This is a genomic window from Leptolyngbya sp. Heron Island J (assembly GCF_000482245.1).
Lineage (GTDB): Bacteria > Cyanobacteriota > Cyanobacteriia > Phormidesmidales > Phormidesmidaceae > Leptothoe.
Genome location: NZ_AWNH01000095.1, coordinates 1 through 13,019, shown reverse-complemented (window position 1 = coordinate 13,019; position 13,019 = coordinate 1). Strand labels below are relative to the sequence as shown.

Here is a 13,019-nt window from a genome sequence, read left to right as displayed (position 1 = left end):
GGCTGCTTATTTTCCCGACGTAGCTTCATCCTTCTTTCATACTGTGGTCTCAGGCTTCTCGATCCGTAGGCTAGGCTAGCCAATGGATGAAATCTAATACTCAATACCCATTTGGGCCGGAATACCGGCACTGATAGGGTGCTTAATCCGGGTCATTTCTGTCACCAGATCGGCAACATCAATCAATGCTTGGGGAGCATAGCGTCCGGTACTGGCCACATGGCAATGGGCAGGACGAGACTGAATGCCAGCCAGCACAGGAGCCAAATCTAGACGGGCTTTTTTGAGTGCAATGTGTAATTCATCGAGCACTACAAGAGAGATATCCGGATCTGTAATCAGTGTCATGGCTGCCTGCCAGGCTTGCTCCGCCATGCGTTGATCGCGATCGGGGTCCTGGGTTTCCCAGGTAAAGCCGCCACCAAGGGTATCAATACTGATCGGAAACCCCTGGGCTTTGAGTTTTTCTAACATGATGCGATCGCCATCGGGAAAGGCGCTGTCGTTTTTAATAAACTGCACCACAGCCACCCTCATATCATGGGCCAGATGGCGATAGACCAGGTTCATGGCACTACTGGTTTTTCCCTTACCCAGGCCAGTAAACAGAAGATACAGTCCTTTTTCATTGCCCTGACGGTTGGCGCGAGCCTGATCTTTGGCCGCTTTGATCTTTTGCAATCGAGCTTGTTCGTCGAAGATATCTTGTCGGTTAGTCATAGTGTTTCCTCAATGTGAGCTTCAGCATCTAACAAAATAGCCCTCAGCTGTTCGAGCATTTCAGACGAAACCTGTCGCCATAGCCCTCGCTGGTGAGCTTCTAACAAACGCTCTGACATATCCCGCAAGGCCCAGGGATTATGGGTCTGGATAAAGCGTTGAACATTGTCATCTAAAATATAGGCTTCAGCAACGCCAGCATACATAAAATCCGCCACCGCGTGGGTTGTTGCATCATAGGCAAAAAGATAATCCACCGTCGCTGCTAGCTCAAAAGCGCCTTTATAGCCGTGGCGCATTACCCCAGCAATCCATTTTGGATTCACAACACGGGACCGATAAACTCGGCTGATCTCTTCGGGTAAGGACCGAATACGGGGCTGTTGGGGACGGGAATGATCGCCAAAATAGGCAGTGGGATTTTTGCCTTGGGTGGCCCGCACCGCCGCTACTAACCCTCCCTGAAACTGATAGTAGTCGTCAGAGTCCAACAGGTCGTGTTCTCGATTATCTTGGTTGTGCAAAACAATTTGCAACTGCCCCAACCGTTGTTGAAATACATCAGGCACCGAAGTAGAGCGCAGTTTGCCTGAGTGTTCTCGTTCTGAGAACTCTCCCGTGCCGGTGCGGCCATAGGCGTAGCAGCTCCAGTTGATATAGGCCTGGGCCAGGTCGCGATCGCTAGTCCAGTTTTGGGCCTCAATTAATCCCTGAAGTCCGGCCCCATAGGCCCCTGGCTTCGAACCAAACACCCGATACTGGGCGCGCAGCTCGGCATCCTTGGAACTAAAGCCCAGGGATTGCCAATGGGTCACTTCTTGTTTCACCTGGGTCGCCAGGGGATTCATCTCAGGCGGTTCATCCAGGGCTGCCACCGCTGTCACTGCTGAGTTAAACAGATCGATCAGATTGGGAAAAGCATCGCGAAAGAATCCCGAAATACGTAGAGTCACATCTACACGGGGCCGCTGTAGCGCCGACAGCGGCAGGATTTCAAAATCCACTACCCGGCGACCCACCCCGTCCCACACGGGCTGCACCCCTAAGAGTGCCAGGGCCTCAGCCATATCATCACCGCCTGTGCGCATCGTGGCCGTGCCCCACATCGAGAGTCCGAGGGTTTTAGGATAGTCTCCCTGTTCCTGGGTGTAGCGCTCCACCAAGTTTTCCGCCGCCCGCCGACCCACATCCCAGGCGCTCTCCGTAGGCAGTCCTCGAATATCAACACTATAGAAATTCCGTCCGGTGGGTAACACATCCGCCCGTCCTCGCGTGGGCGCACCAGAAGCACCGCTGGGCACATAGCCCCCGTCTAAGCCATGTAACAGATGGGTGATTTCCTCAGAGGTTTGGAGCAGTCTGGGCCATAGCCACTGGCGTATCCAGGTAAGTTCTGCCGTTGTTTTTGGGCCAGCCACAAAACCAGGTTCTATCCTATCTGCTTTGGTCAACAACTGTTCCACCCAGCCAGCCGCCTGATGTTCTAGCACCTCGACGGCATCGCCAATGGTATGAAGAGTACGTTTGGCTAACTGTTCAGGCTGTAACAGAGTCTCGGGTATTTCCAGGTCTTTGATCACGGTCCCTAAATCCGCTGTGAGCGGGTCAAAATGTAAATCCCAGCCCCAATCATCTGCGATCGCACGGGTCACCCCCTGACGATCGGGACCAGGTTGGCGAGCAATGGCCACCATTAAATCCCGCAGCAGTCTGCCATCGGGGCACAGCCCGAGAATATGCAACCCATCACGGATTTGAGCTTCTTTGAGATCGCACAGGTAGCCATCCGTTTGGGTAATAAATTCGCTAAAGATAGTTGCATCCATCGACTGATCGTTGCGTCGGGCCATGGGCGGTTTTTCCTGCCTCAGCTGCAGCTGAGGCAGGATGGGAGCCAGTCCTGGCAACAGGCTGAGATCTTGTTGAAGATTTTCTTGGACAACTAGAGTGCAGATGCGAGCGCGAATCACCGGCAGTCTCTTCGGATCGAGAGACTCCGCATCATAATACTCATCAATCAACGCTTCCAGTCGATGAAGTGAACCGTAAAGTTCAGCCCGAGTCAAAGGAGGAGTCAGATGATCTAAAATCACCGCCTGTGCCCGACGTTTAGCCTGGGTACCTTCCCCCGGATCGTTAACAATAAACGGATACAAATGGGGCATTGGCCCCAGGGCCACCTCCGGATAACAATTTTCAGATAGGGCTAAACTCTTGCCCGGCAACCATTCCAAATTGCCATGTTTCCCCACATGGACAATCGCCTGGGCTCCCCACTGGTGACGCAGCCAGCCATAAAACGCCAGATACCGATGTGTGGGTTCTAAATCCGGCGCATGGTAGTTCAAAGACGGATCATCGTCATAACCCCGAGACGGTTGAATCCCCACAAAAATGTTGCCCAGTTGAATTCCAGCAATGGGAATATCCTGAGCCGGGGTCACTGCTCCCCATCGCTCAATGACACCCTGTTGCACAGTTGCAGGCAGCGTTTGGAAATACTCCTGATAATCCTTAGCCGATAAAGTTTGACGGACAGGCCGCATGCCGTGCCCCTCTGGATCATTGGTGATGCCCTGGGTGAGCCAGTTGATCAGATCTGTACTGGTAGTAGACAGAATCTCTTCTGAGGGAATAGAGCCAAAGGTATATCCTGCTGACTTTAGAGCCCGTAAAATCTCCAAACAGCTAGCCGGGGTATCCAGCCCCACCCCATTGGCCAAACGACCATCCTTGTTAGGATAGTTAGCCAAAATTAAAGCCACCTTACGCTGCTGAGGAGGCGTGCGCCGTAGTGTTACCCAATTAGCTGCCAGGTCAGCCACAAACTGGACACGGTCCATCTTAGGCTCATAGGCCATCACCGTCGTTTCCAGCTGCGGGTGATCGGTTTGCACCGCCTTAAACGAAACTGCCCGACTAATAATCCGACCATCCACCTCCGGTAGAGCCACATTCATAGCAATATCTCGGGGTGAGAGTCCGCGCCACTGTTGTTGCCACTGGTCTTCACTACCACCGCTGAGCATCACCTGAATCACCGGCACATCTAACCGTTGCCAAAAGTCCACCTGGGGAGATTCAGAGTTTAACTTAGCTAGAGAGAATCCAGTAGTATTGAGAATCAGGTCAATGCTATACTGCTCAGTTAGTTCCGCCAGCAGCTGCGCCTGTATATCTGGATTACGTAGGGAAGAGAAAAATAGCGGCAGCGGCGTAAAACCACGAGAGTGCAGCGCTTCACAAAGGGCATCAATCACCCGAGTATTACCAGACAGATAGTGAGCCCGATAGAAGAAAATTGCCACCGTCGGTTGTTGTTCACCAGCAGTGTTATCTTTCCCTGGTCTCGCCGCCGCATGACTCCCTACATACTCTCCCCACTGGGGTATGGGTTGGGGAGCAGGCGGCTCATAGGAATACCCTAAACAAGTTCGAGCCAGATACTGTAGCCCGTAAGTCAGGTTTTCCGCCCCCCCTTCTACAAAGTAGTGCCAGAGTCGATCCGCCACGGTCAGGGGAACGGTTCCTAGGCTGCTGAGAGCCGGATCGGGGCGATCATCCCCAGGTAGCACCACCAGATGAATGCCCTGAAACTCCGCCACTTCCCGCAGGCGCTCTAGACCATAGCTCCAGTAGCTGCGTCCTCCCAACAGTCGCACCATAATTACCTGGGCTTTACTCAATACATCATCTACATAAGTATCAATGCTCAGTTCCTGCTGCAGCTGGAGTAAGCTTGCCACTCGAAACTCTGGAAAATCTTTAGGCAATCGCGGCAGGCTAGCAGCCAGGGTTTGGATTTCTGTATCGGCAGCGGTGAGGATAACAATAGGTGCGGGGGTCTGCTCCAGAATGATGACTCCGTCTGTGTCTGGGCTCCATCCTCCTGGTGTTGCGGCAATGCGATGCATTCAGGTATAGGTGTATCTGGGGTAAGGATTCTAACACTTTTAGGGGATTAGTTCATTTGCACTTCTGAAGATGAGTTAAAGTTTTCTGGATAACTCCGAGGCTCAGACTATTACCCACCAGCAAATTTCTAGGCGATATGCTTATAGAGTGATTATTTAGAAAGTTTCTAGATAAACTCAGTCTAAAGGGGATTATGCAGAAACTTTCTAGATACATCATAGTTAGCTAGCTCTGTGCAAGAGGCTTATATTTGCTGATGAGGCATTACATAGGCACTTGCGATCAGGATAAACAGCTGGATTGAGCAAAATCAAAGACGAGATTAATGAATAAGCAATACGTACATGGGTATGACCCAAGAGAAAATATACGGTTGCAAGACCAAGCTTCAACTCTGGTCGAACTGTTGCACTCCGACACATCTTATCCACCTGAGAGTCAAATCCTTGAAGCTGGATGCGGAGTAGGGTCACAAACCGTAGCTTTGGCCCATAATAGTCCTCTTGCACAGATCACCTCAGTTGATATCTCTGAGAGTTCTATCGCAGAAGCGAAGAAAAGAATTGAAGCAGCAGGATGCACAAATGTGGACTTCCAGTCGGGTGATATCTTTAATCTGGCATTTGCACCACAATCGTTTGATCACATCTTTGTTTGTTTTGTGCTTGAGCATTTAGCTCAGCCTATTGCAGCACTCAAGTGTCTTAACAATTTCCTTAAAGTTGGTGGCACAATCACCATTATTGAAGGAGATCACGGATCGACTTATTTCTATCCTGATAGTGAAGCAGCACACAAAACGATTCAATGCCAAGTCGAGCTGCAAAAAAGAGCAGGTGGCAATGCCAATATAGGTAGAGAACTTTATCCCCTCTTACACGCAGTCGGTTTCGGTACTATCCAAGTATCTCCGCGCATGGTTTATGTTGATTCCAGTAAACCTCAGCTTGTTGAGGGCTTTATTAAAAACACGTTCACGGCGATGATTGAAGGTGTACGTGAATCCTCCATTGAAGCTGGCTTAATTGACGAGGAAACTTTTGATAACGGAATTCAGGGTCTATACAGAACAACAGAAACAGATGGGGTCTTTTGTTACACTTTCTTTAAGGCAGTTGCGATGAAAAAATAGTGTGATGAACTGTCCAGCTAACAAACAGTGGAGCGGCGGGTCAAGTATTACGGCTAGGTTGCCAAGATTATCTTCTATCGCTGCACACCTTCACAATTAGTCTTCCTCCTGTTTACAAGCTGCTTTGCTCCAGGGTATTAGCTTTTGCCGTTTTTAATGTTTGTTTTCAGAGTCGTGGACATTTTATTCTTTTTATTCTTTAACAGTCTTGGGAGGGACACTTACTGGGAGGATTCATCAATTGTTTATCTCGTCTTCGTAAACACTAGGTTCTAGACCTGCAACCATCTAAAAGCAAACACGTGGGAAAAATATGTTATGAAAGTCACAATTGATATCGATAAGCTGTTGGAAGCAGGTCGAATTAATCAGAATGAATATAACCAGATCAAATCCTTTGCTATGGAGGATACAGGCTCTCTAGCTTTCAATATTTTGATTAGCTTTGGGGTGATTGCGGCAATTTTGGGCGCTGTGGCTTTGTTGCCATCTTTCTGGACTGCGATTGCGCTCGGTTTGATGTTATCGGTCTGTGGTATTTACGTTCAAACTAGATATGCTCAACAATGGGGAGTGTTAGGTGTAATTTTGTTATTTGTCGGTACATTGATGGGGAGTAGCGGCATTTTAGCTATCACTGAGGGCAGTGTTGTCGGCTTTTTACTGGTGATGGTTTTTTGTGCGATAGGGGGAATTTTGACGAAACGAACCCTGCTCATGATCATTGCTACCTTGGCGCTTTCGGCAACGGTAGGAGCAATGGTGATGTATGGCTATGCCAGCTATTTTCTCGTGATTCGCCAACCGTTGATTACGGTGATCTTGTTTAGTGTCTTGGGTTGGGGCGCTTATTTTATCGCTCATAAGCTATCAGTAGACTACTCCCACCTGGCGATCGCAGTCTCTCGTACTTCTCTATTTTTGGTCAACTTTGGCTTTTGGGTTGGGTCCCTGTGGGGCGATTCTCTCTGGCTCCAAAACGATAGCTGGAGCTTTGATAGCAGTGACATCATTATCCCCGATTGGTTTTTTGCTTGGGTTTGGGCCATTACTCTGATCGGAACGACCATTTGGGCAGCACGTCAAAACCGTCGCTGGGCGGTCAATGCCCTATCTGTTTTTGGGATGATCCATTTCTACACCCAGTATTTTGAAAACTTAGGAGCATCCCCCACCACTGTGTTAATTGCTGGCATTATTGCCTTGAGCATTGCAGTGGCGCTCGCCCGTTATAATCAGACCATAAACAGCTCTGAACTTACTTGACGCTAGGCCAGCCTAACTGCCAGGGGGGCTGGTAGCCTAAATTAGGACAATTCACTGACCATCAATAAACGCTTCCAGAGAGAGTGTGCAGTGCCCCCCATGTTCAATGCATTGCGGGGGAGTATAAAGTTGTTGCCCATTGCATTAAGTTGAATCTTGCTAACGACTGGCAAAGTCTCATCAGTTCCTAAGATATCGAGCGATCGCATATCAGCACCTCTGGCATATTCGATTCATCTGATAGCTCTAAGCCATTTTCTACCGAGATCTCCTGGAGCTACCTATCCAAGGAAGTATTTATTATAAGCATCTCCCTGAGCGCTCTTTTCAGGATAGTAAGCATCCCCATGAATTCCCCTCTCCCGGTCATACTGTAGCTTGAGGCATAAAAATTCCATTTCACGCTGAATTAATACAGGCAACCAACCCTCACCCTGAAGTCATATTTATTAAAAAAATATAGAGGACTTTATGAAGTCTACGAAACTAAAATCTTTTATAGGATTACTGACCGTCGGCATGCTGGCATTCAGCATCCTGACAACGGCTGTAGCCACGGATGCCCCTGTAGCCACGGATGCCCCTCCCCATGTAGACAACCCATTTGTCGGGGCAACTGCCTATCTGAACCCCGACTATGGAGAAAAAGTAAACCAACAGGCCACCCAAACCGCCGGCAGCTTAGGCGAGAAAATGGCCCAGGTCGCTACCTACCCGACCGCAGTCTGGATGGATCGCATTGGCGCGATTACAGGAACCGCCGCCGATGGCACCAAAATTGCCATGAGCTTACGCGAACATTTGGATGCTGCATTAGTACAAAAACTCCCCGGTAAACCGATCACCTTCTTGATGGTGGTCTACAATCTGCCGAACCGGGATTGTCATGCGCTAGCCTCAAATGGCGAAATTCCCCATGGCAGCATTGAGCGCTATAAAACCGACTACATCGATTCGATTGCAGAGATTGTTAGCGATCCGCAGTATGCAGATATCCGGATTGTCGCCACCATCGAACCAGATTCATTGCCTAACCTAGTCACCAACCTGTCAACACCTGCCTGTGCTCGGGCAAAATCAAGCGGTGAATATGTCGAAGGTGTACAGTACGCCTTAAATAAACTGTATCAAATCCCCAATGTCTATACCTATGTTGATCTCGGTCATTCCGGATGGTTAGGTTGGGATAGCGCGTTTAGTCCGACAGTGACACTGATCACAGATACAATTAAGGGCACACACGCTGGCGTGAATACAGTGGATGGTTTTGTTTCAAATACCTCCGGCAGCACTCCAGTAGTTGAGCCATTTCTTCCAGAATTTACGGGTAGCCAGCCGTTTCGCTCCGCTGATTTCTACGATTGGAATCCCTACGCTGATGAAGTTAGCTATATGAGTGCGATGTACGATGCTTTTGTAGCTGCAGGTCTGCCGACGACGATTGGAATGTTAGTGGATACCAGTCGTAACGGATGGGGTGGTCCGCAGCGTCCGACCGTTGCCAGCGCCTCTAAAGATGTGAATACCTTTGTAGATGAGTCTCGCATTGACAAACGACCTCATCGCGGTGGCTGGTGCAACCAGATCGGCATGGGTATCGGTGAACGCCCGGTCATCGAACCCTATGAGCATTTTGACGCATTTGTATGGGTGAAACCGCCAGGAGAATCTGATGGTGTTAGCGCAGCTGGCATTATCGATCCGAATGATCCAGCCAAAGGATTTGACGGCATGTGCGATCCGAACGCGACCAATAGAGATAAACCGCAATACTCCACCAATGCCATGGCTGGAGCCCCCCATGCCGGATGGTGGTTCACAGAACAGTTTGAAATGCTGGTCGACAATGCCTATCCCCCACTGCCATGACTTCTGATAAGTGGGTTAGCCTAATCGTTTACAAGATAAAAGATCAGGTGTTTGGCTTCCTCGTCGAAGCCTCATGCCGAAGTCTCACCGTCGCAGCCTCAGCCCTCTCATTTCTCTAACACCGCTGGTTGAGCGGAGTCGAAACCAGCGGTGTTAGGGAGTCTACTTTAGGCTATCTACTACTTAGTCAGTGTAAGCTTTAGGGCTGGCACAAGACACAGCCCTAACAAGATTAAGCGAGATTAGAATTAAACCTATCGCTGTGGAATCAATACCATATCAATTACATGGATAACACCATTAGTAGCGGTGATATCCGCTGTACTAACAGTGGCATCATTAATCATGATCTGTTGGCCCACCTCCACTTGTAAAGGTAGCCCACCCGCTTTACTATCCAAAGCTCCTGAAGAAAGCTGATCGGAGGTGACGCTACCACCAATAACATGGTAAGCAAGAACATCATATAACGTCTCCCTGTTTTCAGGTTCATAAAGACTTTCAAGTGTTCCCTCAGGTAAACGGCTAAAAGCCTCATCTGTCGGGGCAAAGACAGTAAATTCTTTCCCATTAGATCCATCAAATGCTCCAACCCAACCGGCCTCTTCCAGAAGAGAAGTTAGAACATCAAAGGAATCGTTTGAGCTAGCAATCTCAGCAATGCTTTGAGCATCAGCACTTTGAGCGATTATGGGTAATGCAATAAATGAACTGACAACCCCGATACCAGCAGCCTTGAGACATCGTAAAGTGAGTTTAGAAAGAAGTGCCATAGTCTAGTGAATCTCCCACAGATAAAATGTTATGAACTCAGCCACCGTAAATCACTAAATGGCTCAAACTGCCTAAGACAAAGCCTTAGATACACTCTTAGTAATCCATAAAAATCTGAGTTCAAGATTAATCTTTTTTGAATGTAAGCTTAAAACCATTACAGCGCTTTTAGTTCACTGGCTGTAGCCAATATTGGTTGCGATTCAACTACATGCAACAGTTATTCAATGTAACTATGATAAGGGGGCAGCTGTTGGCTAAATTGCATAGGTTCTTGCAATTCGCACATCATCACATGGGAACAAGTGGCCGCCTTTGCTACCATCCAGACTGGTGCCCACCTGTTCTAAAAGCCTCTACTCAATTCGAGGTGGGCAAAACGATGCGGTTTCTAGCAGATTTAAATTAAGATGCTAGACTTAACGCTCCATTAAAAAAGTCGCTATGAAGACCACAAATTTTCTGACTCTACCTGGCAATCGACGATTAGCCTATGCAGAGTACGGCGACCCTAACGGGCATCCCGTTTTCTACTTTCATGGTGGCGGAACTTGTCGTCTAGAGCCATTGTTGCTAGGCGATGAAGTATTTATCCGATTAGGCTTACGACTGATTGCGCCAGATCGTCCGGGAATAGGGCGCTCAGACTTCCAACCGAATCGCGGATTTTCTGATTGGGTAAAGGATGTCATATTTCTTGCCGATGCCTTGGAGTTAGACAAATTTTCAGCTTTGGGTGTTTCGTCGGGCGGAGGCTATACTGCTGCCTGTGCGGCAAAGATTTCTCATCGGTTACATTCAGCCGTGATCGTCTCAGGAGCATGGGAATTTAAAGCTGCAGATTTGCTGAAACATAATCGTTGGAGTTTGCTTTTAATCAAGTATTGTCCCTGGCTCTATCAAGCTTCAATGAAATTGACACAGCGATCACTGAATGCACCTCCAGACAAACTATTAAAAACCTTCAAAAAAAGACTTCCGGCAGCAGATTACGCGGTACTAAAATCGCCAGGTCGAATAGAGAAAAGCTGTGAAGCTTTGAACGAGGGACTTCGTTCAGGAACACAAGGAACTGCCTGGGATCTTCAGCTTTACTTTAGAAAATGGGACTTTAGTTTAGATGAAATTCGGATGCCGCTGACATTGTTCTATGGTGAAGACGATAGAAATGTTCCGCTTGATCTGGTAAAGCGAACTGTTGCGACTCTCCCGACGGCTAAGCTGGTGATGTATCCAAATGAAGGACATATCTCAGTGGTGGTGAATCAGATTGAAGCGATCGCAAAAGTGCTTGTGGGTGACTGAACCCCCATCAATATTTGTGTTACTCCAACTCGCGACAGATGCCACACAGTTGCCGTCGCTAGCCTCAGCATAAATCTTGTCAACAGCTGGCCAAACCTCAACAGTCCCAACAGATATCAGCTTTGCTTGCGCAACTTCCGCCTAATTACCTCTATTGGGATCTTAGGCAGAAATATTTCCACCTCATCACCCCTATGGTACAAATAGATGAAAACTTGCCCTCTAATTGGTCGTGAGGCATCGTGGCCAGAACTTACAAATACTCTGTTGGCGCTTACTCGTTGTGTTTTCGAAACCATTTTGTCGCCTCAGGCGCGATCATCTTCGTTGGAGCGATTATTGGCCAATTGAGAGTAGGTCGATTTCCGGCGTACATTGACCTCGGTCTAGCCTTATTAATTCCATTCGCATGCTATTTGGTGATGATGCTCAGCATCTACCTGCTTTCTTTGGTATATCAGGTCAAACTGACAGGAGAAGCAATTTTTGGCTCCAACTATTATGGAAGATTCTTGTCAGTTCGATACTGCGATATAACTGATGCCTATATCGTCGTGTTGTATGACATTCCTTACATTGTCATCGAAAATGCGAATAATCACTCCACAATATACGTGAGCCTCTGGCTCGACGATCTAGAGGGGTTTATTAAGTCCATTAATGAAATAGTGCCGCCAGGCAATCCTTTGGAGACTATGCTCAATGAAAGTCACTGAAGAGCATTGCAGGTGGACAGAAGAGCGCGGCGGCGTGCCTAGGTGTTCGGCTGCAATCGAGAAAAGAGAGTTTGCCAAGGGTCAGATCGGCGGTGGAGCAATCGCCCGTTGGTCAGCTGAGCGTAGTTCAGGTATCCCAACTCGTGACAGGTCCCACAAAGTTGCCGTCAATAGCGTCAGCATACATCTTGTCAACGGTTGGTCAGTGGCCGAGGTCCCAATGGATATCGGTGGATTTCCTGGGATAAATGGTTTTGAGCGGTTGGTGAGTGGCATGGGTATAAGTTGAGATCGTGGCCGCTCCCGCCGGAAGCTTTGCCTCCGAACACTGCGTTTGAGCGGATTGAGCAAAAAGTATCGGTTAAGATGCAAAAATGCTGCACAGCCGCACAACTACACCGACTATGAAGCCGTGAACGTGTCAAGTGGTTTTCAGCCTTTTTCTCAGGGGGTCTTTCAATTTTTGCCAATACAAATCTCTCATCTTATTTTTGACTAAGATGATTCTCTCTTTGTTATTATGAATGTCTGTTTGATCGAGAATGAGTGGACGCCAAAGTGGATTTAACCGACTATCCGAGGTGTCAATGCGATTCGACTATGTGTTCTACTGCATTGTCTCAAGAGTTTTTACAAAGGTGCATGGCTTATTCGTTAGGGCAATCGTGTTTCAGATTACGTGAAGCTTCAAGCTCATGCTGGAGTCTCACTTTGCTCTCATTTATTCTCTCTTTTAAATATTGTTCTCTATGTTGTTGGTTTAGCCAACTCTGGGTTCCACGGTTGATTATGTAATAACATCGCCCAACATCGCACCAACAACTTCCGGGCAACGGCTACAATGGCTGTTTTCTTGCGCGTCTTCTGACCACCACTAATTCGCGCATAGGTGGCGGCAGCCCAGTCGTTGTACCGTAACATGATCCAGGCGACTTCCACTAATGCCGTTCGTAGTAATCGCGGTCCCCGTTTCGTAATCTTGCCTAGGCGATTGGTTTGCCCAGATTGATGCTGTTGGGGAATTAATCCAGCATAGCGCTCTTTAATGACTCTAGCAGTATAAAATAGGAGTAGCTATCGGCCCAAGTTGGTCAAACCGTACTCATGGTGACACCCCGAGCTGCTCAACCTACCGTCAAATTTATCGATGACTACTGCGAGTCCTATCGAGACCTGTTCGCTGAAGTCAGAAGTTTTGAGGCCTTCAAACATTTACATGTGGGTCTGATTTCAGAGGTTAAGCGCAAATCCTTACCGGCTATTGCTAAAGTTGTTGGCTTGCCAAATTCACAGTCGTTACAACAATTTCTATGTGAATCTCC

At 48.2% G+C, this 13,019-nt stretch carries 9 protein-coding genes and 2 pseudogenes; 6 read left to right on the top strand and 5 right to left on the bottom strand.

Annotation, left to right across the window (positions count from 1 at the left end; all coding sequences use genetic code 11):
* Positions 1-93 precede the first annotated feature (93 nt).
* The gene (locus N836_RS64470) at positions 94-720 is read right to left on the bottom strand and encodes a cob(I)yrinic acid a,c-diamide adenosyltransferase (protein WP_023075421.1); all 627 of its coding nucleotides are present in this window, start codon (positions 718-720) and stop codon (positions 94-96) included.
* Positions 717-4,634 carry a cobaltochelatase subunit CobN gene (cobN, locus tag N836_RS64465; protein WP_023075420.1) on the bottom strand — a complete coding sequence of 1,306 codons (3,918 nt, stop codon included), beginning with the start codon at positions 4,632-4,634 and terminating at the stop codon, positions 717-719. The genes N836_RS64470 and cobN overlap by 4 nt, the downstream gene beginning before the upstream one ends.
* 326 nt (positions 4,635-4,960) lie before the next feature.
* Here cobN and N836_RS64460 point away from each other — a divergent pair, with 326 nt between their 5' ends.
* From N836_RS64460 to N836_RS64450, 3 genes are all read left to right on the top strand, one after another.
* Entirely contained in the window at positions 4,961-5,767 is an 807-nt protein-coding gene (locus N836_RS64460; protein ID WP_023075419.1) for a class I SAM-dependent methyltransferase, read from the top strand.
* A gap of 318 nt (positions 5,768-6,085) precedes the next feature.
* On the top strand, positions 6,086-7,033 hold the full coding sequence (locus tag N836_RS64455) for a hypothetical protein (RefSeq protein WP_023075418.1): 948 nt from the start codon (positions 6,086-6,088) through the stop codon (positions 7,031-7,033).
* Positions 7,034-7,504: 471 nt separating this feature from the next.
* Positions 7,505-8,902, top strand: a complete 1,398-nt coding sequence (locus N836_RS64450) for a glycoside hydrolase family 6 protein (RefSeq protein ID WP_031293849.1) — start codon at positions 7,505-7,507, stop codon at positions 8,900-8,902.
* 254 nt (positions 8,903-9,156) lie between these two features.
* Here the strand turns inward: N836_RS64450 and N836_RS64445 are convergent, their stop codons facing one another.
* Positions 9,157-9,675: a fasciclin domain-containing protein gene (locus tag N836_RS64445; RefSeq protein ID WP_023075415.1), complete on the bottom strand. Its 519-nt coding sequence runs from the start codon at positions 9,673-9,675 to the stop codon at positions 9,157-9,159.
* 445 nt (positions 9,676-10,120) lie between these two features.
* Between N836_RS64445 and N836_RS73775 the strand changes: the two genes are divergently transcribed.
* Together N836_RS73775 and N836_RS64440 are read left to right on the top strand one after the other, a co-directional pair.
* On the top strand, positions 10,121-10,981 hold the full coding sequence (locus N836_RS73775) for an alpha/beta fold hydrolase (protein WP_023075414.1): 861 nt from the start codon (positions 10,121-10,123) through the stop codon (positions 10,979-10,981).
* Positions 10,982-11,403: 422 nt separating this feature from the next.
* Positions 11,404-11,697, top strand: coding sequence for a hypothetical protein (locus N836_RS64440; RefSeq protein ID WP_161635025.1), 294 nt, complete (start codon positions 11,404-11,406; stop codon positions 11,695-11,697).
* 81 nt (positions 11,698-11,778) lie between these two features.
* Here N836_RS64440 and N836_RS76105 read toward each other — a convergent pair whose 3' ends face one another.
* Positions 11,779-11,973 carry a hypothetical protein gene (locus N836_RS76105; RefSeq protein ID WP_152532250.1) on the bottom strand — a complete coding sequence of 65 codons (195 nt, stop codon included), beginning with the start codon at positions 11,971-11,973 and terminating at the stop codon, positions 11,779-11,781.
* A gap of 471 nt (positions 11,974-12,444) precedes the next feature.
* Positions 12,445-12,732: pseudogene (locus N836_RS77965) on the bottom strand (transposase); the annotation flags it as partial.
* Positions 12,733-12,801: 69 nt separating this feature from the next.
* Here N836_RS77965 and N836_RS64430 point away from each other — a divergent pair.
* Positions 12,802-13,019, top strand: a pseudogene (locus N836_RS64430) (IS701 family transposase); the annotation flags it as partial.

Bases quoted from the DNA above. Each gene is read 5' to 3' on its own strand.
- N836_RS73775 (WP_023075414.1), top strand. From the start codon at position 10,121: ATGAAGACCACAAATTTTCTGACTCTACCTGGCAATCGACGATTAGCC.
- N836_RS64450 (WP_031293849.1), top strand. From the start codon at position 7,505: ATGAAGTCTACGAAACTAAAATCTTTTATAGGATTACTGACCGTCGGC.
- N836_RS64440 (WP_161635025.1), top strand. From the start codon at position 11,404: ATGATGCTCAGCATCTACCTGCTTTCTTTGGTATATCAGGTCAAACTG.
- N836_RS64455 (WP_023075418.1), top strand. From the start codon at position 6,086: ATGAAAGTCACAATTGATATCGATAAGCTGTTGGAAGCAGGTCGAATT.
- cobN (WP_023075420.1), bottom strand. From the start codon at position 4,634: ATGCATCGCATTGCCGCAACACCAGGAGGATGGAGCCCAGACACAGAC.
- N836_RS64460 (WP_023075419.1), top strand. From the start codon at position 4,961: ATGAATAAGCAATACGTACATGGGTATGACCCAAGAGAAAATATACGG.
- N836_RS76105 (WP_152532250.1), bottom strand. From the start codon at position 11,973: ATGCCACTCACCAACCGCTCAAAACCATTTATCCCAGGAAATCCACCG.
- N836_RS64445 (WP_023075415.1), bottom strand. From the start codon at position 9,675: ATGGCACTTCTTTCTAAACTCACTTTACGATGTCTCAAGGCTGCTGGT.
- N836_RS64470 (WP_023075421.1), bottom strand. From the start codon at position 720: ATGACTAACCGACAAGATATCTTCGACGAACAAGCTCGATTGCAAAAG.